Annotated in this window: 9 protein-coding genes and 1 tRNA gene; 5 read left to right on the plus strand and 5 right to left on the minus strand. The window is 34.9% G+C overall.

Features of this window, described 5'->3' with window-relative positions:
- Positions 1–13 precede the first annotated feature (13 nt).
- Both RH81_RS14765 and RH81_RS14770 read left to right on the plus strand, forming a co-directional pair.
- Positions 14–1,663, plus strand: coding sequence for a tetratricopeptide repeat-containing sensor histidine kinase (locus RH81_RS14765; protein ID WP_033961689.1), 1,650 nt, complete (start codon positions 14–16; stop codon positions 1,661–1,663).
- A gap of 2 nt (positions 1,664–1,665) precedes the next feature.
- Positions 1,666–2,331, plus strand: coding sequence for a response regulator (locus RH81_RS14770; protein WP_033961690.1), 666 nt, complete (start codon positions 1,666–1,668; stop codon positions 2,329–2,331).
- A 409-nt stretch (positions 2,332–2,740) separates the two neighbouring features.
- On the opposite strand, the gene RH81_RS14775 is transcribed toward RH81_RS14770, so the two are convergent.
- A complete protein-coding gene (locus RH81_RS14775; protein ID WP_033961693.1) occupies positions 2,741–13,282 on the minus strand; it encodes a BspA family leucine-rich repeat surface protein in 10,542 nt (3,513 codons plus the stop codon).
- Between the two features lie 572 nt (positions 13,283–13,854).
- Here RH81_RS14775 and RH81_RS14780 point away from each other — a divergent pair.
- Positions 13,855–16,812: a T9SS-dependent choice-of-anchor J family protein gene (locus RH81_RS14780; RefSeq protein WP_161791997.1), complete on the plus strand. Its 2,958-nt coding sequence runs from the start codon at positions 13,855–13,857 to the stop codon at positions 16,810–16,812.
- 450 nt (positions 16,813–17,262) lie between these two features.
- Here RH81_RS14780 and RH81_RS14785 read toward each other — a convergent pair.
- Positions 17,263–17,336: transfer RNA gene (locus RH81_RS14785), tRNA-Met, on the minus strand.
- A 130-nt stretch (positions 17,337–17,466) separates the two neighbouring features.
- Between RH81_RS14785 and RH81_RS14790 the strand changes: the two genes are divergently transcribed.
- Complete coding sequence (locus RH81_RS14790; RefSeq protein WP_033961698.1) at positions 17,467–17,859, plus strand: START-like domain-containing protein; 393 nt, start codon at positions 17,467–17,469, stop codon at positions 17,857–17,859.
- Positions 17,860–17,929: 70 nt separating this feature from the next.
- Complete coding sequence (locus tag RH81_RS14795; protein ID WP_033961701.1) at positions 17,930–18,775, plus strand: aminotransferase class IV; 846 nt, start codon at positions 17,930–17,932, stop codon at positions 18,773–18,775.
- On the opposite strand, the gene RH81_RS14800 is transcribed toward RH81_RS14795, so the two are convergent.
- The 3 genes from RH81_RS14800 to fmt all read right to left on the minus strand — a co-directional run bounded on the left by RH81_RS14800 (position 18,772) and on the right by fmt (position 20,924).
- Entirely contained in the window at positions 18,772–19,332 is a 561-nt protein-coding gene (locus RH81_RS14800; RefSeq protein ID WP_033961705.1) for a YqgE/AlgH family protein, read from the minus strand. The two genes, RH81_RS14795 and RH81_RS14800, sit on opposite strands and share 4 nt — an antisense overlap.
- Positions 19,333–19,503: 171 nt before the next feature.
- A complete protein-coding gene (locus tag RH81_RS14805) occupies positions 19,504–19,800 on the minus strand; it encodes an HU family DNA-binding protein (RefSeq protein ID WP_277619919.1) in 297 nt (98 codons plus the stop codon).
- Between the two features lie 170 nt (positions 19,801–19,970).
- Positions 19,971–20,924: a methionyl-tRNA formyltransferase gene (gene fmt / locus RH81_RS14810; protein ID WP_033961708.1), complete on the minus strand. Its 954-nt coding sequence runs from the start codon at positions 20,922–20,924 to the stop codon at positions 19,971–19,973.

Below are 20,924 nucleotides of genomic sequence, written 5' to 3' on the forward strand. Positions count from 1 at the left end.
GTAGATTTGAGGAATGAAACCATCCAATATTTCATTCCTCTTTTTTTTATTCTTGATCTTCTTTACCTCTAATAGTTATTGTCAAATTAATGATAGTATTAGTTATTACTCTGCATTAATTCAAAACCCTAAAAACAGTGACGATTTAGCCATTTCTTATAGGTTCTTTCTTAAGAAAAAGGATGAATATTCTAATAAAGCATTAATTAGAGATGAAATTTTTGCGACACAAAACATTGCTGATATTCAAAAGCAACTGGGTTATATTGATGAAAGTGAAAGACTTAATATAGAATGTTTAGAATTACTAGATTTAATAGAAGATGATGAATGGTCTATAAGATCTAAAGTCAAAACAATAAATGATTTAGGTAAAATATATAGATATAAAAAGGATTATAAAGAAGCTTTAAAAATCTATAAAACTGGATTAAATTTAGCAAAAAAGAAAAGTGACGAAAATATTATACTTAATAATATTGGATTCGTTTATCTTCAAAAAAACGAATTGCAATCTGCGCTAAAATACTTTGATTCTGCGTACAAAAATGCTCTAGAAAACAATGACACTTTAAATATTGCAAGATCGTTGGACAATTTAGGTTTTACTAAATCTAAAATGGGTAGAGATGATGCAGAAGAAGATTTAATTCAAGCTTTGAATATTAGAAAAAATGTAAATTACAATAATGGTATTACTAACAGTTATGAGAATTTAGCAAAGCATTTTCAGTCTATAAATGATTCTGAAAAAGCATTATTCTATTCAGATAAAGTAATCTATTTAGCAAAAAAATCTAATAGTTTAGAACAATTAGAGAGCGCATTACGTTTAAAAATAGAATTAGGATATGATTTTGTTAAAAGTGAATATATTAATATTAGAGATAGTATTGATGATATAAAAGATACTGATAGAAATAATTTTAATTATTATGTTTATCAATATGGTAAGAAAGAAAAACAACTTCAAGATAGTAGGCTGGAAAATGCCAAACAGAAAAGTGAAAACCTTGTCTATCTTTTATTTGGAATAGTTGTTTTCTTTGGATCGATATTTCTATACTTTTACCTTAAGTCCAAACACAAAAAAGAAAAGCTAAAAGAAATCTATAATACCGAATCTAGGATTTCAAAAAAGGTTCATGATGAGGTTGCTAATGATGTGTTTCAGTTGATGACTAAATTAGAGCATGAAGATCAAATTGATTCCGAAGTCATTAATGAACTGAACAGCTTATATGCTAGAACCAGAGATATTTCAAAAGAACATGGCACACTAAATAGTGATTATCCATTTGTTGATTATTTGGGTGAGTTGATAGAAAGCTTTCAAGACACGGAAACGAATATTATTATTAAAGGACTTACTGACATCTCCTGGAACTTACTTCCTGAAATTCATAGAGTAACAATTTACAAAGTATTACAAGAGTTGTTGATCAATATGAAAAAACACAGTCAAGCTTCGATTGTAGTTCTTGTTTTTGAAAAAGAAAAGAGAAAACTAAACATTAGTGTTAATGATAACGGTGTTGGTGCGAGCACTTTAAAAAGAAGTAATGGACTTCAAAATACGGAAAACCGTATTCAATCTATCAACGGAACTATTATTTTTGAAACAGAACCAAACAAAGGGTTTAAAACTAAAATCACTATTTAGCTATGTTTGAAAAAGTTTTAATAAATGACGATCACGATGCTATTTTAAGCAGTATTGCTCAGGTTTTGACAAAATCAAATGTTGAATCAATAGACCGATCGCAATACTGTGATGAAGCGTACTTAAAGATTAAAAGAGCTGAGTTTGATCACATGAAGTATGATTTACTCATTACAGATTTATCGTTTAAAAGAGATCATCGCAATGTAGATTTAGATTCGGGAGAAGAACTCATCGAGAAATTAAGACGTGAGTTTCCTAACATGCCTATTATTGTCTATTCGATGAAAGATCAACTTCAAAAAGTGCGACAGCTTTTTAACAGCTATAACATTAATGGCTATGTCTGTAAAGATCGTAAAGGATCTAGAGAATTAGAAGAAGCTATAAAAACGGTATTTCAAGGAGAGTGTTATTTATCACCTCAGGTGTCTAAGGCGCTAAGCCCGAGAACCGATTTGGAGATTGAAGATTACGACATTAAGTTACTAAAGCTATTATCTAAAGGCTTTTCTCAAGACGAGATTTCTAAGGATATGAAAACAAGTCGTATATCGCCAAGCAGTTTGAGTTCTATTGAAAAACGCTTAAATAAACTACGCATCCAATTTAAAGCCAATAACGCCATACATCTTGTGGCTACAGCAAAGGACTTAGGACTTATTTAATTTTTGTAAAACACTTACGGGAAACCTTAATATGGTAATGGTTAGGAAAGGTATCTTTGCCAAATCATTGCGTTTTTAGGTAACGTATAGGGACTTGTTATCTTACGTATTGATCTTAATTAAATAGAGGTATTCTTAATAGAATGCCTCTATTTTTATTTGGGTTTACGACTTCCCGTAAAGTATATTCTATTAATGTAATTATGTTTGGTTGTTAGGTGATTTGTCCATGATATATGTCATGGATTAAGAATTGAATTAGCAATGCATTTGAACTCGTAACCTCTGGGTTATGAATTTTAAATAAACCAACTTTTAATTTTGTAATTAATTGATTTTTAGTTGTTTAAAATTTCGCCGTATTCTTAATCGTGTTCCAAAACGTGTTCGGTTTTGTGTTCACTTATTATTAATATTTGATGATAATTTTTTTGTTATATGTTGTGTAATTTGTTTCTACTTTTAAGATATAATTTCCTTCCGAAACATTCTTTACAGGTATTCTAATTTCATCAGATAAAGGTAAGTTAGCTGCATTCCATGACCCTACAACTTGACCAGCAATATTAATTAAGTATACTTGTTTGACTTGAATAGAACTAGGTGTCTTAATATAGATTTCATTATTTGTTTGAAGATAGTTTGCCATAATATCTTTAAGTACATTATCTATTGTTGATAATGTAGAATCTTCTTGGAACACTAAAAAGAATCTATCACTATAGTTACCTGCTTCTAATGTGATTTGGAAACTTAGATCATTAAATTGTGTATAAGTGCCTTCAATTGTATCGTAAATGAACACATCTATATCTTCTTCAAAATTTTCTAAATCTGAAAGCTGAATTTCAATAGTTCCACCATTGGTTAAATCTATATCTAAAGGATAGGATTGTGTTTTATCAAAACTACCAACACCTTGAATTAAGAATTTTTCATCTTCAATATTAAAGGACATATCACTAGGGAAAACTTCTGTATTGATAGCGTCATAGCCATAATCTATAGCATCTGTTGCATTACCATTATCGATAAATGCGAGTAAAAGATGTCTAACAGCGTTTTCTGGTGTAATAAAATCAATTCTAATAGATTTGTTTAAATTAACGTCATCACCATTACTAGCAGATGCAGTTGAAGCACCTCTTAAAAATACTGAACTTCCAGTTGATTCGGTTCTAAAATAGCGTTGGGCATTATTAAAAGTTATTAAACCACCAGTCGCATTTCCAGTTACAAAAAAACCTTGTGCTACAGGGATATAAGGTCCAGGTATCTTATTTGCAGTTCCTTCACCATTAATTTCCGGTGGTGAAACAGCAGGCAAACCTCCAGATAAATTTCTAACTGCGTAACCACCTTCATATTGAGCTAATAAATGAGTACTATTGGAAGGAGCGTGTTCCCAGAAATAAACCGCACCATCTAACAACACCGCACTATTGTCATTAATAAAAGCATCAGCGAAAATTGCAGATGGATAAGGATTTCCAACTAAGGCTTGATAACCACCAGATACTGGTGACGTTATTGTGCCATTATTTGGCTGACCAACAAACGTGTAGTTTTGATCAGTACTTGCACTACCACTTCCTTTCATTGTATAACCAAGACCCACTTGTATAGTGCTGTTTTCGTTAATATGTTTCCATTCTGCATAGGAATTTTCAAGATAATTCTCATAGAGATAGATCCATCGGTTACTTAATGTTTTTGGAGACGTTGCTGGATTTGCATTAGAAGCACTTGTCCAAAGTAAAGGTTGTGGGTTTGAAATCGTTGTTCCATCGTACAGCGTACTCGCGATTGTGAATGTTGAACCATTACTACCTACAGGAGATGTCCAATAGTTATAATTAAAAAGATTGACTGTACCTTGTTGGTCAACTTGTAGTGTACCACCTGCAGAATAATTTACGATACTTCCTGTATCTTGTAGGAGTTGAGATTCGCCTACCAAGTCTAGCGTACTAGTAATACTGAGGTAATTCGTCACTCTTAAACTTTGTCCACCCATTGGGTTTGTGTTCTCTATAGATAATGTATTCGTCGCTACTAATAAACCTAACACGGTAATGTTTCTATCACCTGAGCTAACATTATGAGACGTTCTTACAATATTCCAATCTATTGGTGTTCCGTTTACGCCGTTCGAATTCGGAATAAGATTTACAGTCCCGTTTAACCATGTATTGGATGCATTCCAATTTCCATTTTGAGTTGATTGGTATGGTAATGGAGCTGTTTCTGCTTGAAGTGATGTCATGTTCAATAAAGAACCAGGTATGGCACTTATACAATTTGAGTCTAAAACACCTAAAGTGATGTCTACACCTTGATTCATTTGATAATATCCAGATAGGCTGCCCCAAGCTAAACCAGGAATATTAGATTGAAGAACAGATCCTCTCACAGCTCCAACATTACTCTGAATTTCTTGATTCATCATTTCACGAATTTGCGGCGTTGTTAAACCAGTATCCCATATTCTAACTTCATCGAGAGATCCTGCAAAATAGTTTATAGGCGTATCATTTAATCGACCTATAGCACCTATTAAACAGTTATAGATATTGTTATTAGCAGAATTACCAGCAACCGCGTTGACTTCAATACCATCAATATACATTCTATAAGTTCCAGAACGTTGTGTTATGGCAACATGATACCATCTTGAATTTCCGAGGGTTTGTGATGAGGTGATAGAGCCAGCACCATTCCAACGAAAACGCAGTCTATTATTGGTAATCGATAAATCGTAACCTGTTGCTAGATTATTAGCATTACGTTTTGAAATAATGGTCTGTGTCACTGTTGAATTATTGTCACGTTTTACCCAAGCCTCTAAACTATAATCACCATTGACGTTGTAGTTGTCGTTAAGCATAATGCTATCATCTATACCATCAAAATTGATGAAGATGCCACAATTTGCAAACGTAAATGTGACTTGATTAGAGGAGTCATTGCAGGTTCCTGTATTATCAATTGACCATTGTAATGTGTAAGTTACACCACTTTGACCAGTAAATGAGGCAGTAGGGCTCGAGGTATTAGAGAAACTATAACTTCCAATAGGTTGACCTGAAGTGATGGTCCATGTACCTGTAGCACCGACAGCTGTAATTGGATTAGCAGCAAGTGATACGGTGACATCGTCACAATCTGCAGATGGTATTACTGTACCTGCATTAGCATCAGCATTGATTTCATTTATGATAACAGACGTTGATGTTGATGCAGCAGGACATCCTCCAGTATTTGGAGTCATATAGGTTACTGTAAAAGTACCAGCACTACTTAGACTTGGGTCAATATCTCCTGTTGAAACGTTTATATTTAAACCAGTAGGTGTACTCGTATAGTTTCCTCCTGTATAGTCATTTGTTCCACTTAAAATTACAGAGGTAATAGGATTGGTGTCACAATATGCAGGTTCGGAATAACTTATTGATGCCGTTGCTGGTTCTGAAATCGTTAATACTGCATTTACAGACGTTACATCTGAGCAATATAATCCAGAAATCACTACAGAGTAATTTCCTACATCTGCTAAAGTAGCGCTGGTAACCGTATAAGATGCTCCAAAAGCACTAGCAATTGGACTTCCATTAAAATACCACGCATAACTAGATATATCTGAGCCTGTAACGTTAAAGGTTGCATTATCACCTAAACATATTGTTTGGGTTAATGGCTGTGTTGTTATAGCTAATTCGTTAATATTTAGTAGTACAGAATTAGAAGTAATATTGGTTGCACAAACGCCAGTACCGCTCACAATAACATAATAATTTCCAGCATCAGTTGTTAATATATTATTAAGTGTAATGGAGTTAGAATTTGTTCCAATAGGACTGTTTGATGGGTCATACCATTGGTAATTCAATCCACCACCAGTTGCTATAACAGAGAAAGAGATATTATCTCCTGCGCAGGCATTCACATTCTGTGGTTGTGTTGCAATTGTAGGAAGGCTATCAATGGTAATTACCATAGAGTCACTTAGTCCTGGGCAAAGGCCATCACTTGGTGTATTGGAATAAGTCAACGTAACTGTACTATTAAATATATCAGTACTTCCTAGGTTATAGGTGTTTCCTGCAAATGTCCCATTTCCACTAGTACCCCAAGAACCAACAGCATTCGTGCCACCAAGAGTTGCTGATGATAAATCTATGATATCGTCTTCACATACAGTGACATCTAGTCCTGCAAATACAGTAGCTGGAAGATTAACATTTATCGTTACTGAATCATTTAATACAGTGTCACAAGTATTAGTATTACTCCCTGGATATATTGACTCATTATATCGGACACTATTTAAGGTATAGGTTGTTGTCGTTGTTGGAGAGACATTAATCGTAGCAGTGCCAGTTACTCCAAGAGGTAACCATGTGTCACCACTACCATCATTATATCTTACTTCTGAATCAGGTGTTCCAGAGAACGTTACGCTCGCAGAATCCCCTTGACAAATAGTGGCATCTGAGCTTGTGATTTCAGCATCAGTATCTTCCAGTATATAAATATTCATGGTGCTTTCAAGGTCACTACACCAGAAAAAGCTATCAGCTAATAAAGAGATTGTTATAACATCTCCCGGTTGTGCAGAAGCAGGAATAGTATAAGTACTCGTTTCAGAGAAATCGTAAATATCGGTACAAACAGTACAAAAGAAACCACAAGCTGGATTATAGAAGTAAAATTGACAATCTTGACCTACATAAGTGGAAGAAAAGCTTCCGCCAGCTCCATTGTCATTCCATGACCATTCATCAAAATCTAAACCTCCAGCATCACCATCCATAGTAACCTGAGTCGTTCCAGCACAGACATAAATATCTGGACCAGCATCAATATCATTTACTGTAAAATTGAATATCACAAAACGATCAATAGGAGTAGAGGTACCACAAGAGTTGGTTGCACTAACTGTAATAGTTTCAAAAAGTGCAAACCCAGCAACGGCTAGGGTGATTTCATTTGTCCCTTGACCTGAGGTTATTGTAAATCCACCAGTTACAGTCCAAGTGTAAAAATCAACATTCGGGTCTAATGGAACAGAATATATGGCTTCCGTTACTGGACAAATAAATGTCGATGGACCAGTAATAGTTGCTGGAAGCGTTGGAATTCCATTATTAACAGTAATGGTTCCTGAAATTGAATCACCAGGTCCGCAACCTGTAGTTGTCACTGTATAGTCAAATGCTCCAGCTTGAGTTGTAGAACCACTTATGGTATAGACTCCAGTTGCCGAATTGAATGACCCTGTAATTCCAGCAGGTAATGCTGGTGTACTTGTTAATGTAGCACCTGAAGCACCCGAATTGAGTTGAAATTCAATAGGTGTCATAGTTGTACTATCATTACAAACACTAATATCTTCACTTGGAGATATTAAAGTAATGACGGCATCTGGACCAATAGTTATAGTGCCATTTGCAGTAATTGATCCACAGCCATTAACAGTTATGGTATAGTTAAAAATTCCAATTTGTGTTGATGTTCCATTAATCGTAAATGTACCACCAGAATATGTTCCTGTTACACCTAAAGGTATTCCTGTTATTGTAGCATTTGTAGCATTTGTGATATTATAAATAATATCTGTGATACTTCCACCATTACAAATTAGTTGATCATCGTTAGCTGATGTTAATGTAATACTGGCATCAGGATCAACAGTCATTGAGATTGTTTCTTCAGCAGGAACAGGATTTGCACAAGTTGCATTAGAAGTCACCTCTACTGAAATAACATTACCATTATTGATTGAAGATGATATATATGAATTGGCATTGCCACCAACAGGAATAGTGTTTAGGTACCATTGATATGATGGATTAGAACCTCCATTTGTTAGCCCTGTTACAAAAAACGTAAGGTTTTCACCAGCACAGGCTGGATTAGACGACGCATTTAGTGTAAACGATACTGGGAGTAATGGATTGACTGTTAGTGTTATCGTATTACTTTGTTTTGAAGTAGCACAAGTTGATAAGTCAGAAATCATTCTAACATAAACTTGGTCACCAGGGTTTAATGTATTTGTAGTAAATATTGCACTATTATTGCCTGCTGAAATTCCATTAATAAACCATTCGTAAGCTGGTGTTGTGCCTCCATCGATTGGAGTTGCCGTAAATGTTACATCCGTGTTTGCACAAACTATTGTATTTGGAGTGCTTATAGTAACAGAAGCATTATCTGCTGCATCTGTAATCGTTACAGTTGCAGTACATGTATCTGAATTCCCTGCAACATCAGTTACTGTTAAAGTTACTGAATTTGTACCAATATCTCCACAACTAAATGTTGTTTGAGATAGTGATATGGTATCAATAGTACAGTTATCAGTAGAACCATTATCTAGGTCATTAGGAGCAATCGTAATTGATCCAAATCCTGGATTAAGTTGTACAGAAATATTTTGGCATATGGCATTAGGGTTTTCATTATCTTCAACAGTGACATCTTGAGTACAGGTTGCCGTATTTCCAGAACCGTCGGTTGCTGTCCAAGTTACAGTTGTTGTTCCGATAGAAAAAGCTACAGGTGCATCATTATTATATCCAACAGAACAATTGTCTGTAGTTGTTGGTGTTCCTAAACTTACACTACTTGCTGTACAAAGACCAGCATCTGTATTTAGAGTTATATCTGAAGGACAGGTAATCGTTGGAGGTATATTGTCTACGACCGTTACTGTTTGATCACAAGTAGCAGTTAAGCCTGCACTATCGGTCACAGTCCATGTTACTGTAAATGAACCTATAGGAAAAGGTAGTAAGGTTGCTAAATTGTTTGTTACAGATGCCACACTACAATTATCGTTTGTAGTAGGTGCTCCTAATGTTACTGAAGTTGCTTCACAATTAGCATCAGCATTTACGGTTACTATTCCAGAACAAGTAATTGTAGGTGCTTCATTATCATTTACGTTAACATCAAATGAACACGTTTCAGTATTTCCTGAACCATCAGTAACTTCAAAAGTGTTTGTTGTTGTACCTACCGGAAATGCGCTACCAGAAGGTAATCCTGCAATTTGATTTGTTGTTGCAGTTGCACAAGAGTCTGTACCTGTTGGAGCAGTATAATTTACAATTGCAGAGCATAGTCCAACATCATTAGTTGTTGTTATGTTTGATGGACATGTAATTATTGGGTTAATACTATCTTCAACAGTTACTGTAGCATTGCAAGTAGCTGTTTGTCCATTACCATCATCAACAGTAAGGATTACAGTATTTGCTCCAATGTTAGAACAATCGAAAACTGTTTGTGAAATTGAAAGTGAAATACTTCCGCAGTTATCGGAAGAACCATTATTAATATCTGCAGCAACGATAGTTGCATTTCCAGAAGCATCAAGCTGAATTGTTATAGCCTGACAGCTTACAGTTGGAGCAGTAACATCATCAATTACTACGTTTTGAGTTTGAGTCGATGTATTTCCATTGCCATCGTCATAAGTCCAAGTGATTGTTGTAGACCCTTCACCAGAAATAGGAAGTGTGGCATCGTTTGTAACCGTAACTGTTCCACCACAATTATCTGTGGCAGTAGGAGGTGTTAGGCTAGTGACATCACAACCAGCAGTTACATCAGCCAAAGTTGCTATGTCAGCTAAAGGAGCAGTAACATCATCAATCACTATGTTTTGAGTTTGTGTAGATGTATTTCCGTTGCCATCGTCATAAGTCCAAGTGACAAGAGTTGTAGTTCCTTCTCCAGAAATAGGCAAAGTAGCATCGTTCGTAACAGTAAGCGTTCCAGCACAATTATCAGTAGCAGTAGGAGGTGTTAAGTTAGTGACTTCACATTCAGCAGTTACATAAGCTAATGTTGCTATGTCAGCTACAGGACCAGTAATATCATCAATTACTATGTTTTGAGTTTGCGTAGAAGAATTTCCGTTTCCATCGTCATAAGTCCAAGTGATCATTGTTGAACCTTCACCAGAAATAGGAAGTGTTGCATTGTTTGTAATTGTAACCGTTCCACAATTATCAGTGGCAGTAGGAGGCGTTAAAGAAGTTACTTCACATTCAGCAGTTATATTAGTTAAAGTTGCTACATCAGGAATAGGATTAGTCACATCATCAATAACAACATCTTGATTTTGAGTGCTTGTATTTCCATTACCATCGTCATACGTCCATGTAATGGTAGTTGTTCCTTGAGTAGTAATAGGAAGCGTTGCATTGTTTGTAACAGCAACAATACCACAATTATCAGAAGCAGTAGGAGACGTTAAGTTAGTGACTTCACATTCGGCAGTTACATCAGTTAATGTTGCTATATCTGCTATAGGAACAGTCACATCATCAATTATCAGATTTTGAGTTTGCGTAGACGTATTTCCGTTACCATCATCATAAGTCCATGTGATTGTTGTAGAACCTTCACCAGAAATAGGTAAAGTAGCATCGTTTGTCACTGTAACTGTTCCAGCACAATTATCAGTAGCCGTAGGAGCTGTTAAACTAGTCACTTCACATTCAGCAGTTACATCAGTTAATGTTGATATATCAGCTACAGGAGCAGTTACATCATCAATAATTATATTTTGAGTTTGCGTAGACGTATTTCCGTTGCCATCATCATAAGTCCATGTGATTGTTGTAGAACCTTCACCAGAAATAGGCAAAGTAACATCGTTTGTAACCGTAACTGTTCCACCACAATTATCAGTAGCAGTAGGAGATGTTAAGTTAGTGACTTCACATTCGGCAGTTACATCAGTTAATGTTGCTATATCTGCTGCAGGAGGAGTTACATCATCAATAATTATATTTTGTGTTTGTGTAGACGTATTTCCATTTCCATCGTCATAAGTCCAAGTGATTGTTGTTGAACCTTCACCAGAAATAGGCAAAGTAGCATTGTTCGTAACAGTAATCGTTCCAGCACAATTATCAGTGGCAGTTGGAGGCGTTAAAGAAGTTACTTCACATTCAGTAGTTACATCAGTTAATGTTGCTATATCTGCTACAGGAGCAGTCACATCATCAATTATCACATTTTGAGTTTGCGTAGACGTATTTCCGTTACCATCATCATAAGTCCATGTGATCGTTGTTGAACTTTCACCAGAAATAGGAAGTGTTGCATTGTTTGTAACTGTAACCGTTCCACAATTATCAGTGGCAGTAGGAGGCGTTAAAGACGTTACTTCACATTCCGCAGTTATATCAGTTAAAGTCGCCACATCTGGAACAGGATTAGTTACGTCAGTGATAACAACATCTTGATTTTGAGTGGTTGTATTTCCTTTGTCGTCATCATACGTCCATGTTATGGTTGTAGTACCTTGGGCAGTAATAGGAAGCGTTGCATTGTTTGTAACAGTAACTGTTCCACAGTTATCAGTAGCTGTAGGATTTGTAAGAGATGTAACTTCACATTCCGCAGTTATATCAGTTAAAGTCGCCACATCTGGAATAGGATTAGTTACGTCAGTGAAAATAACATTTTGATTTTGGGTACTTGTATTTCCGTTAACATCTTCATAAGTCCAAGTAATAATTGTCCCTAGAGTCGTAATAGGAAGCGTTACATTGCTAGTCACTGTAACCGTTCCACAAGCATCAGTAGCAGTTGGAGGTGTTAAGCTAGTTACTTCACATTCTGAAGTAACATCAGTTAAAGTCGCTAAATCAGGTGTTGGACCAGAGTTATCAACAACATTAACAGTTGCTGAACAGGTATCAGTATTTCCATTACCATCATCAACGGTTAAGATTACAGTGTTACTCCCTAAATCTGCACATGTAAAAGCTGCTTTAGATAAATTTAAACCCATTGCGTCATTACCGCAAATAGTTGATCCATTATCAATATCACTTCCCAACAAAATAGCATTTCCACTAGCATCTAAGGTTAAAATAAAAGGTGTTGCAATACAAATTGCTGTTGGAGTTTCTAAACCGCCATCAGTAATTGACCAGCCATCAGAAGCTATCATATTAGCTCTAGCAGTTGTAGCGGCAACAGAACAGTATTTGCTATTACCACCATGGAAATCTACACCATTTTGCAGTGTTAAGTTATTCCAAGCGATTAGTATATTCTCATAATTTGAGGTTGAGAGTGTAACTGCATCAAACATTAATGACATATTGGTAACATTAGACACGTCCCAATCACTTAAATCTTGATCAAAAGAATTATTCCTCCTAAACATGCTATACATGCTAGTTACATTAGATACATCCCAACTGCTTATATCTTGATTAAAAGCGTTTGCTTCATAAAATGTACTTCCCATATTAGTTACATTAGACACATCCCAACTGCTTATATCTTGATTAAAAGCGTTTGCACCGACAAACATTAATGACATATTAGTTACATTAGACACATCCCAACCACTTATATCTTGATTAAAAGAGCTTGTAAATATAAACAAATTTGACATATTGGTAACATTAGAAACATCCCAATGCCCCATAGGACTATTGAAAATAGTAGCGTTTCTTATCATTTCACGCATAGATGTCACATTACTTAAATTGGGAGCGTCTAAAGGTATAATAGTATTAAATTGTAAATTACTACATCCATAAAAAGCTCTTTCCATAGAACTCCAAGCAATAGCTCCCCACTGATTAACTTCAAGAATTTTCTGTCTATCTCCAAAATTGTCAAAGTGAATTCTAGGAAAAGTGCCTTGAATTCTTATGGTGTAATTTCCAGCAATTCCAAAATCATGAGTAACATCACCAGTAATGCCAAATTGATCGAAAATACCATCGTTATCCCAATCTACATCATAGTTGTAGCCTCCTCCAGTAGTAGGAATTGTTATCGATGTTGCGTTTGATGTGCCAGGGTTATCTGTTTTCCAGGTGGTAATAAACTCGTTTTGGGCTGAAACGTTTGTAGAATTTCCAAGTATTACAACTATGAATGCAAAAAATAAGTAGATTTTTTTCATAAGTTTAATTCCATAAGTTGCTATTTCAAATCAAACCACTTACGATCTAACCATTGAAATTAGTATAATTTATTAATGCTATTAATCTGATATGAGGGAGACTACAAAATTAAGAGATTAGAATCTCTTGGATGAAAATATTCGTTTAAATGCAATTATTGACTTTGTATGAAAAGCAAATTCGTTAAACGACTATCTTATTGGACGAAAGGTTGTTAGGTGTTAAGTTGAATAGAACAAAACTTGAAGATTGACTTGCTTGATGCATTAATCATCATCATCATCATCATCATCATCATCATCATCATCATCATCATCATCATCTCGTTATCGTTTTGTGATAAATAATAACACTTTTTTCATGCTTCAAATTACCAAAAGCACTCGATGTTTCTTCTAAAATACTGTATGCTAGTTATCTAGTAAGATGACTTTTCAACGAATTTTCTGCTTTTAAAACAAATAAAATGGCGCTTCGACGGTTTTCTAATTGCTAATTAAAAGACAATTAATATATTAGCGCAACCCTCTACTTTTTTACAAACTGAATTTTAACGAAAACTATGTTAACCATGAAAAATTTTTACGTTACCCTACTATTCGGCTTATTAGTAAGCCACGTTATTTTTTCCCAAACCACCTTATATTCTGAGGATTTTACTGGACAAAACGGAAAAGGTATAATTGGAGCTGCTTTTGGCGGATCTAATACTGATTTATCAGGAGTTGACTGGACTATCGATGTCTCTTCAGCAAGTATTGGTGCCGACTTCTTTGGCGGTAATGAAGACTACTTTCGTGTCACTAGTGAAGCATTTGCTGCTAAAGATACTGATGGTAATGCTTTTTGGTTGTCGCCATCTTTCACTATTGCTGGCTACGTCAATGTTAGTTTGTCGTTAGATGCGTTTACATCAGGAAATAATGACGCTGCAGATCTCTTTGTAACTCAATATCGAATTGATGGAGGCACATGGATAACTGCTGCTACAAACGGTAATTTAAATGATGACTTTAACCTGGTGGTGAGTCAAACTGGACTTACTGGTAGCACATTAGAAATTAGAATTCAAGTTGATAACGATGCGGATAATGAAATTACAACATTTGATAATGTGTTAGTCGAGGGTGTGGTGCCAGCATGTTCTGGTATTACAGGCTTAACCATCAATAGCTCAACATCAAATACTGCTGACATTAGTTGGACAGCAGGTGGTACTGAAACAGGATGGGAAATTGTAGTTCAAGCTGCTGGTACAGGAACGCCTGCAGGTGCAGGAACTCCATTAACAACTAATGCATATATAGACGTTTCTCTAAGCGGATCTACAGCTTACGAAGTTTACGTAAGAGCAGATTGTTCAAATACTAGCGATGGCTTAAGTGCTTGGGCTGGACCACTTAATTTTACAACTCCATATTGTAGCTCTGGAACATCTTCTTATATTTTTACTGAAGAGTTTGATAGCCAAGGTAGTTGGACAGGTGACATCACAACATCTAATCAAAATGGGGACTGGGAAATCCCAGACAACTCAGGATCTGGTAGTACGGGACCAAATTCAGCCTTTAGTGGTTCTAATTTCATGAATTATGAAGCTTCTGGTTCAACAACAGCTACAGCTTCCGCAGTAAGTCCTGCAATCAACTTAAGTACGGCAAATGCTGCTGAATTATCATTCTATTTACACGCTTATGGCTCAGGCATGGGAACACTTAATGTTGGTGCCTCTACCTCTGTATCTGGACCGTTTACGACTTTATTTACACAAGCTGGTCAGTTACAAACAAGTAGTGGTGCTGCTTGGGAACTTGTTAATATTAGTTTAGGTGCCTATGTAGGTCAAACTATATATATAGAATTTAGCCACACAGGAACTGGTGCTTATCAAGGTGATATGTCCATTGACTTTTTAAGAGTTCAAACCTGTGTACTTCCAGGACCAGCAAACTATACATTTACTAGTGGTTCTTGGGACACTGATCCTAATGGGATCTCTACAACTATTGATAACATTATTATCGCTTCAGGTGATGCTACTATTGATACTAATACAGTTTGTAATTCGGTAACCGTAAATTCTGGAGCTGGCCTTACAGTCGATTCAGGTGTTATACTTGCAACTTCTAGTGATTTAACGCTTGAGTCAAGTTCAACTAGCTATTCAAGTTTAATATTAGATGGAACTGTTTCTGGAACATTAATATACGAGCGTCACGTAAATATAAATGGTTCTGGAATCACAGGAAGTAACGATTTAATATCTGCACCATTAACAGGTCAAGCATTTAACGATTTTGCGACTGCGAATCCTAATATTTTAAATAATGGAACCTTATATTTATTTGGTCCATATGATAAAGCTTCAGGAGAGTATATAACATACGCTGGAAGTGCCACAACGCCTTTAGACCCTGGTGTTGGTTACAGATCTGGAACTACCGATAACGGCACAGTAACGTTTACAGGTACGGCTAATAATGGTACAATAAGTGTTGACATTCAAAATTTTGGTCCTGTAAAGAAACAATGGAATCTTGTTGGTAACCCTTATCCATCTTACTTAAATGTTCAAGCCTTCTTAAACCATGATGTGGGTGGTGTTACTAACTTGGCTTTATTTGCGCCATTTTCTGCAGCTATCTATGGATATGATGGTATAGCTCAAGATGATTGGACAATTTACAACTTAGCTAATACAACAGCTTCAACAGTCATTGCACCTGGTCAAGGATTCTTTGTAAGTGCAAATGCTACTAGTGTCCCTCTTTATGATTTAGAATTTACTCCTGCTATGAGAAGAACTGGTACAAGTGATGATTTTATTGTTGGTCGTAATGCCGAATTGATATATGTAAAACTTAATGCTAGTACATCTAATAATTCATATACCACTGAAATTTACTTTAATAACAATTCTAGTCTTGGTTTCGATTTAGGATATGATGCTGAGCTCTATGGAACTGCGCCAGATTTCGCAATCTATTCGAATTTAGTTCAAGATAATAGTGATAAGGCAATTAACTTACAATCTTTAAACAGCTCTGATATAACAGAGGTAACAATCCCATTAGGTGTAAACGCTAATCAAGGTGAGCAATTAACGTTTAGTATTGCTGATATGACATTACCAACATCAGTTAATGTGTATCTTGATGATACTGTGGCTAACACCATAACATTGTTAAACAACTCAGATTATGTGATTTCGCCAACAACAGATTTATCTGGAACTGGACGTTTCTTTCTTAGAATTTCGGAAGATGCTTTATCAACTATAGACAATAGTCTTGATAACATAGATATCTTTACTTTAAAAGCTTCGGATGAACTTGTAATTAGAGGACAGTTATCGGATAACTCAATGTTAAATTTATATGACATTCAGGGACGCTTAGTATTAAGCACAAAACTTGATAATACGCTTTCACAAAACCGTATTGATGTTTCAAGTATTAACTCTGGAGTTTACATCGTTACTATTCAAAATAATAGTCAAGAGAAAACTAAAAAAGTCATTATTAACTAAACACTGCATATTTTAAATACAGAAAGCACACTTATTTTAAGTGTGCTTTTTTTATGAGCTACGGGTTAGCCTAAAGTTCTCTCTTTAATATATTGATTTGTTTATATGATAATCATGCTTGACTTTGTCATCTGTAAATCTGTAAGTAAATGTTCTTGATGGTCGTTTAAAACATTTTTAACACCAATTATATCAATAAGAAAAATCTTTTTTGTGTGACAAATCGTGTTCTGAATAACTTCATTTAATTTAAGCATAAAAAAAATGACTAAGATGTTGAAGCGAGAACTAGATTAACTTTCAGTAAATCTTAAAAGGGAAGTTGTACTACATTAAAAGTCAAACGCTATCGAGTTTGTAATATTTTTTTTAAGGAACTTCGCTTAAGAGCAAACTCTAGTATGTGACATAAAAAAAGTCTTGCATTTTCATACAAGACTTTTACTGTTGTAGCGAGAACGGGGCACGATCCCGTGACCTCTGAGTTATGAATCCAACGCTCTAACCAACTGAGCTACCTCGCCATAATTTCGGCTGCAAATATATAAACAAATTCTATGGCAACAAACATTAAATGTTTAAAATATTTTTTTACGGTTTAGTTTTATACTCAACAATTAATTGTATATATTGAGCCTCATAATAATTATACAAATGGAAGACAAAGTCAAGTTCGAAATGGAGTTTCCTATACATGCTTCTCCTCAGCTTTTATACCAATATATATCTACACCTTCAGGATTATCTGAATGGTTTTCTGATAACGTTAACTCAAGAGGTGAGATGTTCACTTTTATTTGGGACGACTCTGAAGAAACAGCTAAATTATTGACTAAAAAAAGTGGCGAACGTATCAAATTTAGATGGATCACTGACGACGACGAAGGCGATAGCTATTTCTTCGAAATTAGAATTCAAGTAGATGAAATCACAAAAGATGTATCTATCATAGTTACCGATTTTTCAGAAGAAGATGAAGTAGAAGAAGCTAAAATGCTTTGGGATAATCAAATTTCAGATTTAAAGCAAGTTTTAGGTTCAGCTTAAGTCTTCTAACTCATATAAGTTTTATATTTGTCTCGACCTTTTTATAAAAAGGATAATCGAGACTTTTTTTATGACAAATCTTAACGGCGAATTAATAGAAAATTCAAGTTTCATTACAAGTGAGAACAGAGGTTATAAGTATGGCGATGCTGTATTTGAAACCATAAAAGCGGTTCATGGTAAACTGCTATTTTGGGAAGATCATTACTTCAGACTCATGGCTTCAATGCGTATCATGCGCATGGAAATCCCAATGAACTTTACTATGGAATTCCTAGAAGCTGAACTTTTAAAGACGATTGAAGCAAATTCACTTTTAAAATCATCAGCAAGGATTCGATTAAATGTAGATAGAGGTGATGGAGGTAAATACCTTCCGAAGCAAAAAGGGATCAGTTATAATATTTCTGTGGAAGCTTTAGCATCAGATTTCTATTCGGTTGCAAAACAAGATACCTATACAGTAGATTTGTATAAAGACTTTTTTGTTGCTCCTGGATTGTTGTCTACACTAAAAACAAATAACAAGGCTATAAATGTATTAGGAAGCATTTATGCTGAAGAAAATGGTTGGGACAACTGTTTACTTCTAAATACCAATAAGAACGTTGTAGAAGCTCTAAATGGAAACCTGTTTATAGTTTCTGGTGAAACCATTAAAACACCTCCTTTAGAAGATGGCTGTTTAAAAGGCATCATGAGAAAGCAACTTATTGAAGTGATTATGAATTCTGGAGATTATACCATAGAAGAAGCATCCATTTCTCCTTTTGAACTTCAAAAAGCAGATGAATTGTTTTTAAGTAATGTGATCACAGGCATTCAGCCAATATTAAAATATCGCAAAAAGGAATTTGCAACGACTATTTCTGAAGATATTATAAGACGGTTGAATATTAAACTAAGAGTCTCTTAGTTATAACTCGGGTTTTCGGGAGCATTAGACCATAATTGATAATTACCGCCTAGTTCTATCATTTTTTCCTTCCAGAAAGAATCACAGCATTTTTCCATAAGCTCTTCTTTATAGATGTTCTCTGTAATAATCCATGAATTGGAAAGCAATTCGTTCTCTAGTTGTTGAGAATCCCATCCTGAATAACCAAGAAAGAAACGAATGTCAGAATTTGATAATTTGTTTTCTTCTAGTAATTTAAGAACAGCGTCAAAGTTTCCACCCCAAAATACACCATGCGAAATTTCAATACTGTCTGGTATCAATTCAGGTACTTGATGAATAAAATACAAATTGTCTTGTTCAACAGGTCCTCCATTAAAGACTTTAAAGTCAGCATGAGTTTCAGGTATTAAATCCTGAAGGGAATACTCTAAAGGTTTGTTTAATATAAAACCAATAGATCCTTGGCTGTTATAGTCAGCAAGAAGAATAACGGATCTATTAAAAGATAAATCACCAATTATAGATGGTTCTGCAATTAATAAATCACCTTTTTTGGGCTTTATGGTAATCATTATGTATGATTTATATACTAAATCTAAAACATATTTTTCTAAAAACCAATAAATTCTATAACTAAACTAAATACTTGATTTTAATCTTTTATTATAGAGAGCAGTAGATGTATAAATGAAAAAGCCCACTTTTATAAAAAAGTGGGCTTTTAAATCTATTTTAAATGATGCTTAGTTTACAGCACTACCTAAATCAGAACCAGCTTTAAACTTTACTACGTTTTTAGCTTTGATTTGTATCGTCTTACCAGTTTGAGGGTTTCTTCCTTCTCTTGCAGATCTTCTAGTCACTGACCAAGAACCGAATCCTACTAAAGAAACTCTGTTTCCTTTTTGTAAAGATCCTTCGATGTCAACTAATAATGAATCTAATGCTTTCTTAGCAGCTGCTTTAGTAATTCCAGCATTTTCTGCCATTCCATTGATTAAATCTGTTTTGTTCATAAAATTATATTTTAAATTATTAATAAATAGTTGGGTTAAACATTTTGTTAAATCCGTATACAAATTTATATGTAAAATCCATCTACGCAAGTAATAGCAAGGGAAATACAGCTTTTTGTTGATAACTTATCCAATTTGTTAATAAAGGGTGTGCATTTTATCGGATTTTTTGTAATATCAATGGCAATAAGGGTTTACAGCAGTTTTGCGTTTTCTTCAAAATGATATCCATTTAATAAAGATTTTACATCCATTTTTCGTTTCCCTGGAAGTTGAATTTCTTGGATTTTTATAAACCCATCATTTACAGCAACCTTAAGTTCATTTTTGTCTCTAACGAGTGTTCCAATTTCCAAATGATGCGTTTCAGTTTCCATTTCAACCTTAAAAATCTTGACACTTAGAGTTTCATTTCCATTATTAAGGAATGACCAAGCCGATGGAAAAGGATTTAAACCTCTAATCTTATTATAGACATCTTTAATAGGTAAGGTCCAATCAATTTTACAATTGTCCTTATTAAGCTTATATGCAGTTTTTAAATCTTCGGTTTTTGGTTGAATCGTCGTTTCTACAGAATCATCTTCTATGAGCTTTACAGTTTTTAATACGAGCGCACTACCAATATCCATAAGTTTATCATGGAGCGTTCCAACAGTTTCGTCAACTTCAATGGCAATCTCATCTTGAAGGATCATTGCTCCTGTATCAATCTTCTCATCTATAAAGAAGGTGGTTACCCCTGTTTTGGTTTCTCCATTTATAATAGCCCAATGAATAGGTGCTGCTCCTCTGTAGTTTGGCAATAGCGATGCATGAAGGTTAAACGTTCCATGTTTTGGCATACTCCAAACAACTTCAGGTAACATTCTAAACGCCACAATGATTTGTAAGTTGGCATCCAAAGCTTTTAATTCTTCTAAAAAGGATTCAGCTTTTAGATTGGTAGGTTGCAAAATAGTTAGACCTTCAGATTGCGCATACTTTTTTACAGCAGATTCATTTAGTTTTCTACCACGACCTGCAGGTTTGTCTGGAGCCGTAATAACTCCAACGATATTATATTTAGCATCAACTAAGGTTTTTAATGTGGCCACAGCAAAATCTGGTGTGCCCATAAATACAATTCTTATAGTTTCGTTGCTCAT

The organism is Psychroserpens jangbogonensis (assembly GCF_000797465.1).
GTDB lineage: Bacteria > Bacteroidota > Bacteroidia > Flavobacteriales > Flavobacteriaceae > Psychroserpens > Psychroserpens jangbogonensis.